Genomic DNA, 15,519 nt, shown 5'->3' with positions numbered 1-15,519 from the left:
TATTGAACGATCAATCAATAAAAAAGGGTGGGTGAATGTGTGCAGGGTTTTTAGAGGATCGGGGAGGGGAAGGCAATGGGCTTCTAGAGGAGGGGGTGTCAGGGAGATTGCGGTGAGGCGTTCGCGGGCAGAGACCCGCTCCCACACGGCTTGCATCAACCTTGTGGGAGCGGGTCTCTGCCCGCGAAGAAGACGCCGCGGTGTGTCAAGCCGGCCGCGGCAGGGTTGCTTCCAGCGAGGATCAGCCCAGGTTCTTGCCGAGCAGGGCATGGTACAGCTCGGTGTCCCCCAGAATGCCCACCACCTGTTTGTCGCTGTCCTGCAGGACCAGTTTGTGGCCCGTCTGATAGCGGATCTGCAAGGCGTCGCGCATGCCGATGTCGGCATTGACCAGTGTCGGCCGGCGGCCCAGACCTTCCATCGCTTGCCCGGGCGCCCAGCCTTGCACGTCGAGCACGGTGTCGCCCTGGCGTGCGCTGGTCAGCGAATTGCCGGCGCCCAGGTTCAGCCATGAATCCACGCCCGGATCCAGGCACACCGAACCGTTGACGCGGGTGCACTTGTCCAGGGTGCGCATCAGGCTGCGCCCGCACAGCACGTTGAGTGGGTTGGTGTGGGCGACGAAGGTCCGCACGTAATCGTCGGCCGGGTTGAGGACGATTTCCTCGGGTACGCTGTACTGGACGATCCGCCCGTCTTTCATGATGGCGATGCGGCTGCCCAACTTCAGCGCTTCGTCCAGGTCATGGCTGACGAAGACGATGGTCTTGCTCAATTTGCGTTGCAGCTCCAGCAACTCGTCCTGCAGACCCTGGCGGATCAACGGGTCGAGCGCCGAAAACGGTTCGTCCATCAGCAGGATGTCGGCGTCCATCGCCAGCGCCCGGGCCAGGCCCACACGCTGCTGCATGCCGCCGGACAGCTCGTCGGGCTTCTTGTTGCGCCACTGGGTCAGGCCCACCAGTTCGAGCTTCTCGTCGACCAGCTTGCGCCGTTCCTTTTCCGGACGGCCCTGCATCTCCAGGCCGAAACTGATGTTCTCGCGCACCGTCAGCCAGGGCATCAGGGCGAACTTCTGGAACACCATGGCGATGCGCTTTGTGCGCATCATCTTCAGTTCCGCCGGTGTGCACGAGGCGATGTCGATCTGGCGGTCTTCATGCTCGACGAACAGCTTGCCGCGGCTCACCGTGTTCAGCCCGTTGATGCAGCGCAGCAGGCTCGACTTGCCCGAACCGGACAACCCCATCAGCACGCAGATCTCGCCCTTGTTGATGTCCAGGCTGGCCTTTTCCACGCCGACGATCTGCCCGGTCTTCTTCAGGATCTCGTTGCGGGTCAGCCCTTGGTCGAGCAGTTTCAGCGCTTCGCGTGGGTCCTTGGCGAAGATCACATCGACGTTGTCGAATCGAATAATGCTCATGCATCACCCCCTATCTTGACGTCGGGTTGTTTGCAGATACGGTCGAGCATGATCGCCAGCAACACGATGGCCAGACCGGCTTCGAAGCCCAGCGCGATATCGGCGGTGTTCAGTGCGTTGACCACCGGCTTGCCCAGGCCATCGGCACCGACCAGGGCGGCGATCACCACCATGGACAGCGACAGCATGATGCACTGGGTGATGCCGGCGGCGATGCTCGGCATGGCGTGAGGCAATTCGATGCGCGACAGCAGCTGGCGGCGCGAGCAGCCGAAGGCCTTGCCCGCGTCCATCAGTTCCTGCGGCACGTCGCGGATGCCCAGGTAGGTCAGGCGAATGGGCGCGGCGATGGCGAACACCACCGTGGAAATCAGGCCCGGTACGACGCCCAGCCCGAACAGGGTGAGCGTGGGGATCAGGTAGACGAAGGTCGGTACCGTCTGCATCAGGTCGAGGACCGGCCGCATCATGGTGTAGAACATTGGCTTGTGCGCAGCGACGATGCCCAACGGTACGCCGATGATCACGCAGACCAGGGTGGCGAACAGCACCTGCGCCAGGGTCTCCATGGTTTCCTGCCAGTACCCCAGGTTGAGGATCAGCAGGAACGACAGCGCGACGAACAGCGTCAGGCCCCATTTGCGCTGGATGAAATGCGCCAGCGCAGCGATCAGGGCGGTCAGTACGTAGGGGTTGAACCAGGTCAGACCGGCGGTGAAACCATGAATGATCGCTTCGAGCGTGGACGCGATGGCATCGAACGTCGAAGCCCCGTGTTGGGTGAGCCAGTCGACGAAAGCCGCGATGTACTCGCCCAGGGGGATCTTGTGGTCTGTCAGCATGGTAGTGAGTGTCCGCATGCGAGGAAACGAAGGGCCGGCCGGTGAGGCCGGCAACCGCCGGCCCGCCTGCCAGCGTTATTGCGCGAGCTTGGCCTTGACGGCTTCAAGACCCGGCTTGCCATCGACGGTGGTGACGCCCGCGAGCCAGGTGTCGAGCACCTGTGGATTGTTTTTCAGCCAGGCCCGAGCAGCGACGTCGGGTTTCTGCTTGTCGTCCAGGACGTTGCCCATCAGCGTGCTTTCCATGGCCAGGCTGAACTGCAGGTTCTTCAGCAACTGACCCACGTTGCTGCACTCCTGGGTGTAGCCCTTGCGTGTGTTGGTATAGATGGTGGCCTGGCCGAAGTTGGGGCCGAAGAAGTCATCGCCACCGGTCAGGTACTGCAGCTTGAAGCGGGTGTTCATCGGGTGCGGTTCCCAGCCCAGGAACACCACGTCGGTGTTGCGCCGCTGGGCGCGGTCGACCTGGGACAGCATGCCGGCCTCGCTCGATTCGACCACTTTGAAACCGGCGTCCTTGAGGCCGAAGGCGTTCTTGTCGATCATGCTCTGGATCAGGCGATTGCCATCGTTGCCCGGCTCGATGCCGTAGATCTTGCCGTCCAGCTCCTTCTTGAATTTGACGATGTCGGCGAAATCCTTCAGGCCCTTGTCGTACAGCGCCTGGGGGACGGCCAGGGTGTACTTGGCGTTTTCCAGGTTGGCACGCACTGTTTCCACAGTGCCGGCGTCGCGGTAGGGCTTGATGTCGTTTTCCATGGTCGGCATCCAGTTGCCCAGGAAAACGTCCATGTTCTTGCCATCGGCCAGGGACTTGTAGGTCACCGGCACGGAAATCATCGTGGTCTTGGTCTTGTAGCCCAGTGACTGCAGCACCGCACTGGTGACGGCGGTGGTGACGGTGATGTCGGTCCAGCCGACATCGGAGAAATTCACAGTGGCGCATCGCGCCGGTTCCGCTGCTTGAGCCAGTACAGGCAGGCCCAGCAGGGTGGCCAGCAGAATCGATGTTGGACCTTTCATGGTGTGCTCCTGGTTTTCTCGGCGTGGGGCGCAAGGGCATGCCACGCTTGTTTGAATGCTCGATCGCCGCGTCCGCGACGGGTGCGCCGCCAAGGTGCCAGGCGATCGGGCCGTGAGTGATCATGTACCAGCGCAAATCAGCCGCCTACCGGGTGCGTCGTATCCAGTGCGGGCAGAGTCGCATCCAGTGTCGGTGACGTCGCTTACAGCTCATGGGCTTGCAGCAGCGACCTTACCCGCGACACCTGCGTACATCCACTTATATGAAGTTGCCACACGAACGTGCAGAGGCGAGCTGCACGCCTCTTTTTCGCGCGCAGCTCATCACCGGTGCCTTCGACCGCGCTCCGCAGTGGGCTGCGGCGAACAGCGTGCTTGTGGTGACACTTGGCGGTGCGCTACCCCAGCGGTTGCTACCGAATTGCTCAGACCCCACGGCGGGTATGCTTTTGAGGAGAATCGACGGTCGCCCGCGAAGGTCTTTCGCAGCGCTCTGCATAGCCCTGCGCGACGTCGTTTTCAGGCGCGGTGGAGTTCCCGACCAATTGTCGGCATGGGGTTTGCGTAGCAAAGCAAAGCCCCTGTTAAACAGAGGGCAATAACAAGAGCCTGCCTGAGGCCACCATCCGCTTCGCGTAAGGAGATACCGCAATGACATCCTTCACCACCGGCGCTCAGCCGCAGACTCGCAGTCCTCAGTCCATCGGCTTCCTGTTGCTCGACAACTTCACCCTCATCTCCCTGGCCTCGGCAGTCGAACCGCTGCGCATGGCCAACCAGTTGTCCGGGCGCGAGCTGTATCGATGGACCACCCTGAGCGCGGACGGTGGCCAGGTATGGGCCAGCGATGGCCTGCAGATCACTCCGGATTCGGCCATGCACAAGGCCGCGCCGATGGACACGGTGATCGTCTGTGGCGGTGTCGGTATCCAGCGTGCGGTGGGTCGCGACCACGTCAGCTGGCTGCAGAGCCAGGCACGGCAGTCCAAGCGCCTGGGGGCGGTCTGTACCGGCAGCTGGGCGCTGGCTTGCGCCGGTCTGCTCGATGGTTTCGAGTGCAGCGTGCACTGGGAATGCCTGGCCTCGATGCAGGAGGCCTTTCCCCGCGTGGCCATGAGCACGCGTCTGTTTACCCTGGACCGCAATCGCTTCACCAGTTCGGGCGGCACGGCGCCGCTGGACATGATGCTGCACCTGATCAGCCGCGATCACGGCCGCGAGCTGTCGGCGGCGATTTCCGAGATGTTCGTCTACGAGCGCATCCGCAACGAACAGGATCACCAGCGGGTGCCGCTCAAGCACATGCTGGGCACCAACCAGCCCAAGCTGCAGGAGATCGTCGCGTTGATGGAGGCCAACCTGGAGGAGCCGATCGACCTGGACGAGTTGGCGGTGTATGTGGCGGTGTCGCGACGCCAGCTGGAGCGGCTGTTCCAGAAATACCTGCATTGTTCGCCGTCGCGCTACTACCTCAAGTTACGCCTGATTCGCGCACGGCAGTTGCTCAAGCAGACGCCCATGTCGATCATCGAGGTGGCGTCGGTGTGCGGCTTCGTGTCCACGCCGCATTTCTCCAAGTGCTATCGCGAGTATTTCGGCATTCCGCCGCGTGACGAACGCGTCGGCTCCAATACCACCCAGCAGGTGGCGATGCTGCCGATCCCGCAGGCCATGGTCCTGGCCGGACCGTTGTCGGCACTGAGCCAGGCGCGCAACGAATCGACCTTTGCCAGTGTGAGGATCTGATACCGCGGCGCGCTCTTCGCGGGCAGAGGGCTCGCCGCCCGCCCCGCTCCCACAGGGTTTACATCACACAGAGCTTGCATCACACCTGTGGGAGCGGGCTCTGCCCGCGAAGAGCGCGCCGCGATAGGTCAGACTACCCGCCATCAGCAGGGGTTGCGCTTGAATTCAGGCCCGCTTTGAATGCTGGGCCAATGCCGGCAGCAAGGTCCGGTCGATCGCCTGGCGGACCGCCGGCAGGATGGTCGCGCTGCCGGTCAGCATCTGTTCCACCATCTTGCGCAGGGCCTGGGCCCGGCCGCTGTCCAGGCCGCGCACTGCACATTCACAGGCCTGCTCGGCCGTGGCGCCTGTGGGCATCTCGAAACCCAGTGCGCGCAGCTGGCCCAGCAGGTCCTCCTGATCAATCAAGTCCGCATGCATCATGATGCTGATCCTTTTTATGGGTGGCGTGACGTTGTCCGGATTCTGGTAGCCGCGCACGCGCTGGGCAAGAGGCGGTGGTCAGCATGGCCGGATTGCACACGAACAGGTCGTTTTTCGCTGTGTTCGCAACGGCTGTAAGCCAGCCATGTAGCAACCGGGTATGGCACTTGGCGGGGCGGGCCTGAATACCCTTGCCGTTCACTTTCAATGGACGGCAACGGACATGCTCGACTTTCTCTCCTTCCAAGGCGTCGGCCCTTCTCCAGCCCTGGGCCCGATCGGGCTGGCGCCACGCCTCAACTTCATCACCGGCGACAACGGCCTGGGCAAGAGCTTCGTGCTCGATACGGCATGGTGGGTGCTGACGCGCACCTGGGCCGCAGGCAAGCCGATCAAGGCGCGCGAGTCATCGGCGCTGCCGGTCATCGATTATCGTTTCACCGGCGTGGACCGCAGCGCCGGGCAATGGGCCTGGCAGCGAGACCGCTGGACACCGGTAGGCGACGCCACGCCGAACCGTTCGCTGGTGGTGTATGCCCATGCCAATGGCACCTTCAGCGCCTGGGACCCGGTGCGCAACGCGGGTGAGCTGGCGGCCTATCACTTCGATGAAAACCAGCTGTGGCACGGTACGTCGATGGCGGGGCAGGGGCGCCTGTGCAACGGCTTGATCAACGACTGGGTACGCTGGCAGCGAACCCACGGCTGCAAGGCGTTCGCTGCCTTGAAGCAGGTCCTGCGCGCATTGTCGCCGTCGCGCGAGGAGTTGCTGCTGCCCGGCCGGCCGTGCCATATCGGCCTGCTCGATGAAACCGAATACCCGACTCTGCAGCGGCCCCAGGGACAAGTGCCCCTGCCCGAAACCTCCAGTGCGATCCGCCGCGTCGTGGCCCTGGCCTACATGCTGGTCTGGACCTGGGAAGGGCACCGCCGGGCCTGTCGCCTGGCCGGAGTACGGCCGAGCGATGAGCTGGTGTTTCTGGTGGATGAGGTCGAGTGCCATCTGCATGCGCAGTGGCAGCGTCGCATCGTCCCTGCGCTGATGGATGTGGTCGGCGCGCTGACTCGCCAGCGCCTTGCGGTGCAGATGATCGTGGCCACCCATTCGCCGCTGGTGCTGGCCTCCATGGAGACCCAGTTCGTCGATGCGCGCGATGCGCTCTTCACCCTGAGCGTACAGGACGGCCAGGTGCAGTTGCACCGGCAAGCCTGGGCGGCGCAGGGCGATGCGGTGAACTGGCTGGTGTCCCAGAGTTTCGGTCTGCGCCAGGCCCGCTCGGTGGAAGCGGAAGCGGCCATCGGCGCCGCCGAAGCCTGGATGCGCGGCGAGCGATCCGGCCTGCCCGAGGGGCTGGACAGTGAGGCATCGATCGAGTCGCAGTTGCTGCGAGCCTTGCCTGCCGGGGATCATTTCTGGCCGGTCTGGGTCGTTGCCAAAGGAGGCGTGCAGGCATGATCGAGCTCGTTCATCCACTGCCCGAGCCCCACGGCTTCGACGAGCGCTGCCGCCAGCGCGGCAACGCCTGGTTGCAGGACAATCCTGACGTTGGCAGGCCGCGGGACTACTGGTCGCCGTTCCGTCCGCAACTGGGCGAGGGCTTCGCCAACCGCTGTGCCTTCGGTGCCATGTACATTCCCAGCGGCACCGTGGAGCATTTCATCAGCTGTGATGAGGACCGCGGCATGGCCTACGAGTGGAGCAATTATCGCTATGTCGATGCCTGGATGAACAGTGCCAAGGGCAGCAAGAAAGCTGAGGACTTTCTCGATCCGTTCGAGGTGCGCGAGGGCTGGTTCGAGGTGTTGCTGCCGTCGCTGCAACTGGTGCTGACCGACAAAGTGCCGGAAGCGGTGCGGGCGCGGGCCGAGTACACCCTCAAGCACCTGCCATTGCGCGACGACGAGCGCGTGATGCGCGTGCGGCGACAGTGGTTGCGCTTGTTCGAGGAGGGTAAGATCGGGCTCGAAGGGCTGCGCGAGATGGCGCCGCTGATTGCCGCGGCGGTGGAGCGGCGGGGTGGTTGATTGAACTGGGAGGGCAGTGTTGGCCTCTTCACGGGCAGAGGGCTCGCCGCCCGCCCCGCTTCCACAAGAAAACCTTGCCTTCCAAGGCGAGTACCCTCCTGTGGGAGCGGGACTCTGCCCGCGAAGGGCGCAACACGGTATTCAGCCAGGCAACGCAATCCGTCGTCCGGCATACTCGGCTGCAGGCTGATGCCGCTGCGCCTCGAAAGCCTCGCCCAGCACTGTCAGCGAAGACTCCCCGAATACCGCCGATTTGGGCCCCTGCAAATCCACATGCAACAGCATCTGCTCGCTGGCCGCCAGTACCTCGTCCACGCCTTGCAAGTGCAGCGTGTGGTACACCTGCACTCGCTTGCGGTCATGGGCCAGCACCCGCGTGCGCACCTGCACCTCGGCCCCCTGTTTCACCTCGTGCAGATAGTTGAGGTGACATTCCAGGGTGAACAGCGAGTGCTGGTCACGCTGGGGATCGACGCCGATGCGGGCCATGAATGCGTCGGTGGCGTAGCTGAAGATCAACAGGTAGAACGCATCGCGCAGATGGCCGTTGTAGTCCACCCACTCCGCGAGCACGGGCGTTTGATAGGTGATCATTCTTCGAAGCTCATGCCGTGGCGGGCCTTGGTCACCCGTACCGCGTCCAGCACCGCCAGCAGGCAATCGTCGCGGTAACGCTCCAGGGCGCCGATACTGCGTTCCCCCAGTTGCGCCGAGGTCCCGGCCACGACATCGTCGATCAGCGTGTCGGTCAGCTCCGGCGCGGGCAGGTAGGTCCAGGGCAGCTTCAGGGCCGGGCCGAATTGGTTCATGAAATGCCGCATGCCGGCGTCGCCGCCCGCCAGGGTGTAGGTCAGAAAGGTGCCCATGAACGACCAGCGCAAGCCGGCACCGAAACGAATGGCGTCGTCGATCTCACCCGTGGTGGCCACGCCGTCGTTGACCAGGTGCAAGGCTTCGCGCCACAGCGCTTCGAGCAGGCGGTCGGCGATGAAACCGGGCACTTCCTTGCGCACGTGCAGCGGGCGCATGCCCAGGTTTTCATAAACGCTGATGGCCGCCTGGATTGCCTCGGGTGCAGTGTGTCGGCCGCCGACCACCTCCACCAACGGCAGCAGGTAGACCGGGTTGAACGGATGCCCGACCACGCAGCGTTCCGGGTGTGTGGCGCCCTCGTAGAATTCGCTGGGCAGCAGGCCAGAGGTGCTGGAACCGATCAAGGCGTCGGGCTTGGCGGCGGCGCTGATGCGGGCGTGCAGTTCCAGCTTGAGTTCCAGCCGCTCTGGAGCGCTTTCCTGGATGAAGTCGGCGTCGCGCACGCAGTCTTCCACTGTGGCTACGAAGCGCAGCCGCGATTGCGCTGCACCCGCCGCCAAGCCCTGCTTGACCAGGGCGGGCCAGGCATTGGCGATGCGCTGGCGCAAGGCAGCTTCGGCACCGGGCGCCGGGTCCCAGGCGACGACGTCCAGGCCATGGGCGAGGGCGCGGGCAACCCAGCCACTGCCGATGACTCCGCTGCCCAGGGCGGCGAAGGTGTTGATGTGGGTGATGTAGGTCATGGGTTGTTCCTGGAGAAGTGTGTGGGGTGAGGGCCTCTTCGCGCTCCCACAAGATGGTCACGAACCGTGTGGGAGCGGGTCTCTGCCCGCGAAGAGGCCTTTGAGGGCACAAAAAAATCACCGCCGAACGAGGTTCATCTTTTGCCGCCCCTCGGCCGGCGTCAGCACCCGTGCCCCGAGCCGGGTCAGAATCTCGCCGGCCCGTTCCACCAGTTGACCGTTGGTGGCCAGCACGCCTTTCTCCAGCCAGATGTTGTCTTCCAGCCCGACCCGCACGTTGCCGCCAAGCAGCACGGCCTGCGCGGCCATGGGCATCTGCATGCGGCCGATACCGAAGCCGGCCCACACCGCCTCTGCCGGCAGGTTGTCGACCATGGCCTTCATGGTGGTGGTATCGGCCGGCGCGCCCCAGGGGATGCCCAGGCACAGCTGGAACAGCGGATCGTGCAGCAGTCCTTCTTTGATCATCTGCTTGGCGAACCACAGGTGGCCGGTGTCGAAGATTTCCAGCTCCGCCTTCACCCCCAGCTCGGTGATGCGCCGGGCGCCTGCACGTAGTTGCTCGGGAGTGGATACGTAGATGCTGTTGCCGTCGCCGAAATTCAGAGTGCCGCAGTCCAGGGTGCAGATCTCCGGCAGCAGCGCTTCGACATGGGCCAGGCGCGCCAGGGGACCGATCAGGTCGGTGCCAGCACCGAAGGCCATCGGCGTTTCTCCGGGGCCGATTTCCAGGTCGCCGCCCATGCCGGCGGTGAGGTTGACGATGATGTCGATGTCGGCTTCGCGGATGCGCTCCATCACTTCCCGGTACAGCGCCACGTCGCGGCTGAAGCGGCCGGTCTGTGGGTCGCGTACGTGGCAGTGCACCACGGTGGCCCCGGCCTTGGCGGCCTCCACGGCCGCAGCAGCGATCTGCTTCGGTGTAACGGGAACGTGGGGGCTTTTGGCGGTGGTATCGCCAGCACCGGTCAAGGCGCAGGTGATGATGACGTCGTGGTTCATTGCAGTGGTCCTTATGGGTCTGTGCTGTGTGGCTGGTGCAGCGCGGTCTTGTCCATCTACGGTGGTGAACCCTTCGCGGGTAGAACCCGCTCCCACAGGTACGGCGCGGTCCTCCGTCTACGGTGGTGAACCGTTCGCGGGTAGAACCCGCTCCCACAGGCGCCGCCGGCCGGTGTAGCAGCGGCGCGAGCCGCGTCGGCGGTATTCGCGGTGTTGCTGATGCAGCGCGGTCTTATCCATCTGTCGCGGTGAACCGTTCGCGGGTAGAGCCCGCTCCCACAGGCGCCGCTGCTACAGGGTGCTCAGGAGGCGGGTTTGCCGTCGAAGGTGGTCACGCCCTGCAGCCAGCGCTGGCGGTCTTGCGGGTGGTCCTTGAGCCATTGTCGGGCCGAATCGAAGGCGTCCTTGTGCTCCAGCAGCGGTTGCATCATTCGGCTCTCGTCTGCAGCCGTGAAGGTCAGGTTGCTCAGCAATTTGTCCGCGTTCGGGCAGCGGCTGGCGTAGTCCGGCGCGGTCACCGTCCACACCGTGGCCATGCCTTCGTTCGGGCCCAGGGCGTCTTCGCTGCCGGTCAGGTAGGTCATGTCCTGGTTGACGTTCATCGGGTGCGGCGCCCAGCCGAAGAACACGATGGCCTCGTTGCGCTTCACCGCGCGAGTCACCGCCGACAGCATCCCGGCCTCGCTGGACTCCACCAGTTGAAAGTCACCCAGGCCGAAGCGGTTCCTGGCGATCATGTCCTTGATCTGGGTATTGGCGCCGGACCCCGGCTCGATGCCGTAGATCTTGCCGCCCAGTTCCTTCTTGAATCTGGCGATGTCGGCGAAGCTTTTCAGGCCCTTGTCGGCCAGGTAGGTCGGTACGGCCAGGGTGGCGCGGGCGTCCTTGAGGCTCGGTTGGTCGAGCACGCGCACCTGCTTCTGCTCCACGAAGGGCGTGATGGTCTGGGTCATCAGCGGATTCCAGTAGCCCAGGAACATGTCCAGGCGCTGGTCGCGAATGCCGGCGAAGATGATCTGCTGGGAAGCGCTGGTCTGTTTGACGTTGTAGCCCAGGTCTTCAAGCAGCACTTGGGTCATGGCGCTGGTGGCGATCACATCGGTCCAGTTGACCACGCCCAGGCGTACGTTCTTGCAACTGGCCGGTTCCGCGGCGCTGGCGGTGCCGGTCAACAGTGCGGTACCAGTAAGCATCAGCAGGCAGCAGCTGATCAGTCTGTTCATGATGGCTCCCTCAAGCGGCAGTTCGAATTGTTATGGGGGCGGTGTCTACGCACCGTTTGCATAAGGTACGCAGCCTGCTGCGGGAAAAATCGCACTGCGGCGACCGGCGCTTGCACAGTGGCGACGTGCTGGGTATTAGTGGTGTTTCACAGAGGCCTTCTTCGCGGGCAGAGGGCTCGCCGCCCGCCCCGCGCCCACAGGATCGCGCCGCAGAAATCACCGAGCACACCATGGCCCAAGACTTCCACTTTCTGCTGCTGCCCGGTTTCTCCGCACTGGGCTTCATCTCGGCGATCGAGCCGCTGCGGGTGGCGAACCGCTTCCGCGGCGAGCTGTATCGCTGGCAGGTGGTGAGCCTGGATGGCGGCGCGGTGCTGGCCAGCAATGGCATGTCGGTGAATGCCGACGGCGCGCTCGGGCCGCTGGCCAAAGGCGCGACATTGCTGGTGGTGGCGGGTTTCGAGCCATTGGCGACCTTCGATGGGGCGCTGCGCGACTGGCTGCGCCGGCTGGATCGCGAAGGGGTGACCCTGGGCGGCATCGACACCGGCAGCTTTGTCCTGGCCGAAGCGGGCCTGCTCGAGCGCCACCGGGTGGCGCTGCACTGGGAGGCTCTGGATGCCTTCCGCGAGTCCTATCCGGCGTTGAGCGCCAGTCAGGAGCTGTTCGAGACCGACAGCGCACGCATCACCTGCGCCGGTGGTACCGCCTGCATCGACCTGATGCTCGATCTGATCGGCCAGGCCCATGGCAGCGAGCTGGCGATCCAGGTGTCGGAGCAATTCGTGGTCGGCCGCATCCGGCCGCGCAAGGATCATCAGCGCATGCAGATCGCCTCGCGCTACGGCATCGGCAACAAGAAGCTGGTGCAAGTGATCGGCGAAATGGAGCAGCACACCGAGCCACCACTGAGCACGCTGCAGCTGGCCGAGCTGGCCAAGGTCACGCGACGCCAGTTGGAGCGCCTGTTTCGGCTGCACCTGGATGACACGCCAAGCAATTTCTACCTGCGCCTGCGTCTGGAGAAAGCCCGGCAATTGCTGCGCCAGACGCCGATGAGCGTGCTGGAGGTGAGCATCGCCTGCGGTTTCGATTCACCGTCGTATTTCACCCGCAGCTATCGGGCGCGGTTCGCCCGCTGCCCGCGGGAAGATCGGCGCCGGTAAAGCCGATGCATATGTACCGTTCCTGCACGCCAGGTGGCCGCTAACCTGCGCGCTCATTCATCGATAAAGGAATCATCGAAATGGGCAAGCAAATCATTGCATCGAGCCTGGTTACCGCAGCATTGCTGACCCTGGCCGGGCCTGTATCGGCCGCCTGGTACGACTGTCGCGTCATCGACAATCAGGCAACCGACGCCTGGAACAACACCCTGGTGGATCTGCCTGTAGAGGCCGACAGCCTGGCAGATGCCGAACGCAGGACACGCGCCTTCGTTGCGCAGGACGCCGACAACCCAACGGACATCAGCCTGGATTGCCGGGTGAACGAGGAGGAGTGACGGGCGCTTGAGCCCCCAGTGTCACCGGGCCTTGAGCAATACCGCGCAGGCAGCCTTGTAGGCCTCGTGCTGGTACTTGTTCAAGCTGCCCGGCAGCTCGGCCAGTTTCTTGGCCTGGGCGCTGATGGTCTGCGGCGATACCAGCACCGCCTCGCAGCCTTCGAGCAGTTGCAGCACGCCTTCGATCTTGAAGGTGGTCGGCCCGCCGGCGAACTCGCCTTTCTTGCCGCGCTTCTTGATGGCAATCATCTTCAACCCGTTATCGCTGATGAACGCGGCGACTTGCGTGCGGAACTGCCGCACGTTCGCGGCAATATCATCGTCTTCCAGGGCAATCTTCTTGACGGTGGCGGGCACATGCGCCAAATCGGCGTCAACGTATTCCACCACGGCGAAGATCGCTTCGCTGCCCTTGATCTCGACCCCGGCTATTTTCACGCTCACTCCAGGCCCACCGATTGCAGGAACTCGGAACGCTCGTCGCTCTTCTGCGCGCGGCAATCGTTCTGGGCGATTTCATAGGCCTTGGTGCCTTTGCCGGCATTGACCGTGTACACGTCGCAATCGGCATCGCGCGACCTGGTCCACAGGTCCTGGGCCGCCTTGAGCTTGTCGGTGAACGCCTTGAGCTCCGGCGAGCCCTTGGGGAACTGGGAATTGATGCGGTCGAGCAGGTCGGTGTACGACTCGCTCATTTCGGTTTCCGATGTCTTGCGGTTGTAGGCCGAGCAATCGTAGCTCTGCTGATCGGTTTCCACGTTGTCGCACGGGGTGGGGCCATCGGACTCTTCGGCCTGGGCGGCGAAGGACAGCAGGGCAAGCATCAGCAGCGTGAATCTCATGAGGATCTACCTAACCCGTTGAACAGTGATGATTACCGGTGATTCTGTCTCAGGGGCGGGGTAAAGCATAGGGGCAGAGCGATGGCAGGCAGCATTTTTCATGGAGTGGCCGGGCACGGTTCCGTTTTGCGTCGGGCGTTGACGCTTTCGGCAATTCCCCTGTCGTTTTTGCATCCGGTCGCCGTGTCGCGCAGGCATATGCTGGCCCCATGAAGCGCCGGCATACGATTCGGCGCCTGACTTGCCTGATGGGGACCGCCTGATGAGCCCAGCCGAATTGCACGCCGACAGCATCGTTATCGACGGGCTGATCATTGCCAAATGGAACCGCGAGCTGTTCGAGGACATGCGCAAGGGCGGTCTGACCATGGCCAACTGCACGGTGTCGGTGTGGGAAGGCTTCCAGGCCACCGTCGACAGTATCTGCAAGAGCCAGAAGCTGATGCGCGAGAACAGCGACCTGGTGATGCCCGTGCGCACTACCGCCGACATTCGCAAGGCCAAGGAAATCGGCAAGACCGGCATTCTTTTCGGCTTCCAGAACGCCCATGCCTACGAGGACCAGATCGGCTACGTGGAAGTGTTCAAGCAGCTGGGCGTGGGCATCGTGCAGATGTGCTACAACACCCAGAACCTGGTCGGGACCGGCTGCTACGAGCGCGACGGCGGGCTGTCCGGGTTCGGCCGCGAAATCGTCGCCGAGATGAACCGCGTGGGTGTGATGTGCGACCTGTCCCACGTCGGCTCGAAAACCAGTGAAGAAGTCATTCTCGAATCCAAGAAGCCGGTGTGTTACTCCCACTGCCTGCCTTCGGGCCTCAAGGAACACCCGCGCAACAAGTCCGACGAAGAGCTGAAGTTCATCGCCGACCATGGCGGTTTCGTCGGCGTGACCATGTTCGCGCCGTTCCTGGCCAAGGGCATCGATTCGACCATCGACGACTACGCCGAAGCCATCGAATACACCATGAACATCGTCGGCGAAGACGCCATCGGCATCGGTACCGACTTCACCCAGGGCCATGGCCAGGACTTCTTCGAATACCTGACCCACGACAAGGGCTACGCCCGCCGCCTGACCAGCTTCGGCAAGATCATCAACCCGCTGGGCATCCGCACCGTGGGCGAATTCCCCAACCTCACCGAAACCCTGCTCAAACGCGGCCACAGCGAACGCGTGGTGCGCAAGATCATGGGCGAGAACTGGGTCAACGTCCTCAAGGACGTTTGGGGCGAATAACGCCCGACCTGACACGCCGCATTTCTTATTCCAGCCGCTCACCCCTGTGGGAGCGGGCTCTGCCCGCGAACGCCGCAACCCGGTGTTTGCGCGTGGCAGCCAACTACTGATTCCGGAGTTCAAGCACATGGCCAAGATCGCCCCGCAACTGCCCATCGAAGTCGACAGCGAAACCGGCGTCTGGACTTCCGACGCCCTGCCGATGCTCTACGTGCCACGCCACTTTTTCGTCAACAACCACATGGGCATCGAGGAAGTGCTGGGCGCCGACGCCTATGCCGAGATCCTCTACAAGGCCGGCTACAAATCCGCCTGGCACTGGTGCGAGAAAGAAGCCGAATGCCATGGCCTGGAAGGCGTCGCGGTGTTCGAGCACTACATGAAGCGTCTGTCGCAGCGCGGCTGGGGGCTGTTCAAGATCCAGGACATCGATCTGGATAAAGGCACCTGCAGCGTCAAGCTGGAACACTCCTGCTTCGTTTACGTGTACGGCAAGGTCGGGCGTAAGGTCGACTACATGTTCACCGGCTGGTTCGCCGGGGCCATGGACCAGATTCTCGCCGCCCGCGGCAGCAGCATTCGTACCGTCGCCGAGCAAGTCTACGGCGGCTCCGAAGAAGGCCACGAAGATGGCCTCTTCACCGTGAAACCGTTGTAAGTCGAGGAAGAC

The 15,519-nt window shown here is 63.5% G+C and carries 17 protein-coding genes; 7 read left to right on the top strand and 10 right to left on the bottom strand.

Translation table 11 applies throughout. The features are described 5' to 3' along the window. Positions 1-241: 241 nt before the first annotated feature. The 3 genes from choV to AC788_RS15065 all read right to left on the bottom strand — a co-directional run bounded on the left by choV (position 242) and on the right by AC788_RS15065 (position 3,288). A complete protein-coding gene (gene choV, locus AC788_RS15075) occupies positions 242-1,423 on the bottom strand; it encodes a choline ABC transporter ATP-binding protein (RefSeq protein ID WP_049861402.1) in 1,182 nt (393 codons plus the stop codon). Further along, on the bottom strand, positions 1,420-2,265 hold the full coding sequence (gene choW, locus AC788_RS15070) for a choline ABC transporter permease subunit (protein ID WP_043192362.1): 846 nt from the start codon (positions 2,263-2,265) through the stop codon (positions 1,420-1,422). The genes choV and choW overlap by 4 nt, the downstream gene beginning before the upstream one ends. A 75-nt stretch (positions 2,266-2,340) precedes the next feature. After that, positions 2,341-3,288 (bottom strand): choline ABC transporter substrate-binding protein, encoded by a 948-nt coding sequence (locus AC788_RS15065; RefSeq protein ID WP_049861401.1) that lies wholly within the window; start codon positions 3,286-3,288, stop codon positions 2,341-2,343. 651 nt (positions 3,289-3,939) lie between these two features. On the opposite strand from AC788_RS15065, the gene AC788_RS15060 reads away from it, so the two are divergent. Next, positions 3,940-5,034 carry a GlxA family transcriptional regulator gene (locus AC788_RS15060; protein WP_049861400.1) on the top strand — a complete coding sequence of 365 codons (1,095 nt, stop codon included), beginning with the start codon at positions 3,940-3,942 and terminating at the stop codon, positions 5,032-5,034. A gap of 165 nt (positions 5,035-5,199) precedes the next feature. Here AC788_RS15060 and AC788_RS15055 read toward each other — a convergent pair whose 3' ends face one another. Beyond that, positions 5,200-5,457 carry a hypothetical protein gene (locus tag AC788_RS15055; protein WP_049861399.1) on the bottom strand — a complete coding sequence of 86 codons (258 nt, stop codon included), beginning with the start codon at positions 5,455-5,457 and terminating at the stop codon, positions 5,200-5,202. A gap of 223 nt (positions 5,458-5,680) precedes the next feature. Here AC788_RS15055 and AC788_RS15050 point away from each other — a divergent pair, with 223 nt between their 5' ends. Both AC788_RS15050 and AC788_RS15045 read left to right on the top strand, forming a co-directional pair. Continuing rightward, positions 5,681-6,913 (top strand): AAA family ATPase, encoded by a 1,233-nt coding sequence (locus AC788_RS15050; protein ID WP_049861398.1) that lies wholly within the window; start codon positions 5,681-5,683, stop codon positions 6,911-6,913. Beyond that, on the top strand, positions 6,910-7,482 hold the full coding sequence (locus AC788_RS15045; protein WP_049861397.1) for a hypothetical protein: 573 nt from the start codon (positions 6,910-6,912) through the stop codon (positions 7,480-7,482). Before AC788_RS15050 ends, AC788_RS15045 begins: the two co-directional genes overlap by 4 nt. A 141-nt stretch (positions 7,483-7,623) precedes the next feature. Here AC788_RS15045 and AC788_RS15040 read toward each other — a convergent pair whose 3' ends face one another. From AC788_RS15040 to choX, 4 genes are all read right to left on the bottom strand, one after another. Next, positions 7,624-8,076, bottom strand: a complete 453-nt coding sequence (locus AC788_RS15040) for a thioesterase family protein (protein ID WP_049861396.1) — start codon at positions 8,074-8,076, stop codon at positions 7,624-7,626. After that, the gene (locus AC788_RS15035) at positions 8,073-9,038 is read right to left on the bottom strand and encodes an L-carnitine dehydrogenase (RefSeq protein ID WP_049861395.1); all 966 of its coding nucleotides are present in this window, start codon (positions 9,036-9,038) and stop codon (positions 8,073-8,075) included. Before AC788_RS15035 ends, AC788_RS15040 begins: the two co-directional genes overlap by 4 nt. Positions 9,039-9,155: 117 nt before the next feature. After that, a complete protein-coding gene (locus tag AC788_RS15030; RefSeq protein ID WP_049861394.1) occupies positions 9,156-10,040 on the bottom strand; it encodes a 3-keto-5-aminohexanoate cleavage protein in 885 nt (294 codons plus the stop codon). A gap of 302 nt (positions 10,041-10,342) precedes the next feature. Continuing rightward, complete coding sequence (gene choX, locus AC788_RS15025; RefSeq protein WP_049861393.1) at positions 10,343-11,263, bottom strand: choline ABC transporter substrate-binding protein; 921 nt, start codon at positions 11,261-11,263, stop codon at positions 10,343-10,345. Positions 11,264-11,493: 230 nt separating this feature from the next. Between choX and AC788_RS15020 the strand changes: the two genes are divergently transcribed. Both AC788_RS15020 and AC788_RS15015 read left to right on the top strand, forming a co-directional pair. Continuing rightward, positions 11,494-12,429: a GlxA family transcriptional regulator gene (locus AC788_RS15020; protein WP_049861392.1), complete on the top strand. Its 936-nt coding sequence runs from the start codon at positions 11,494-11,496 to the stop codon at positions 12,427-12,429. Between the two features lie 80 nt (positions 12,430-12,509). Continuing rightward, the gene (locus AC788_RS15015; protein ID WP_049861391.1) at positions 12,510-12,767 is read left to right on the top strand and encodes a hypothetical protein; all 258 of its coding nucleotides are present in this window, start codon (positions 12,510-12,512) and stop codon (positions 12,765-12,767) included. Between the two features lie 21 nt (positions 12,768-12,788). On the opposite strand, the gene AC788_RS15010 is transcribed toward AC788_RS15015, so the two are convergent. Both AC788_RS15010 and AC788_RS15005 read right to left on the bottom strand, forming a co-directional pair. Beyond that, positions 12,789-13,205 carry a DUF3010 family protein gene (locus AC788_RS15010; RefSeq protein ID WP_049861390.1) on the bottom strand — a complete coding sequence of 139 codons (417 nt, stop codon included), beginning with the start codon at positions 13,203-13,205 and terminating at the stop codon, positions 12,789-12,791. Between the two features lie 2 nt (positions 13,206-13,207). Next, on the bottom strand, positions 13,208-13,609 hold the full coding sequence (locus AC788_RS15005) for a lysozyme inhibitor LprI family protein (RefSeq protein ID WP_049861389.1): 402 nt from the start codon (positions 13,607-13,609) through the stop codon (positions 13,208-13,210). A 262-nt stretch (positions 13,610-13,871) separates the two neighbouring features. On the opposite strand from AC788_RS15005, the gene AC788_RS15000 reads away from it, so the two are divergent. Beyond that, positions 13,872-14,849, top strand: a complete 978-nt coding sequence (locus tag AC788_RS15000; RefSeq protein WP_049861388.1) for a dipeptidase — start codon at positions 13,872-13,874, stop codon at positions 14,847-14,849. A gap of 127 nt (positions 14,850-14,976) precedes the next feature. Continuing rightward, positions 14,977-15,507, top strand: a complete 531-nt coding sequence (locus AC788_RS14995) for a DUF5943 domain-containing protein (RefSeq protein WP_049861387.1) — start codon at positions 14,977-14,979, stop codon at positions 15,505-15,507. The last annotated feature ends 12 nt before the right edge of the window (positions 15,508-15,519 follow it).

The organism is Pseudomonas sp. RIT-PI-a (assembly GCF_001187875.1).
GTDB lineage: Bacteria > Pseudomonadota > Gammaproteobacteria > Pseudomonadales > Pseudomonadaceae > Aquipseudomonas > Aquipseudomonas coleopterorum.
Note: the sequence above shows the minus strand (reverse complement) of the source record. Positions and strands in the feature narration are given on the sequence as shown.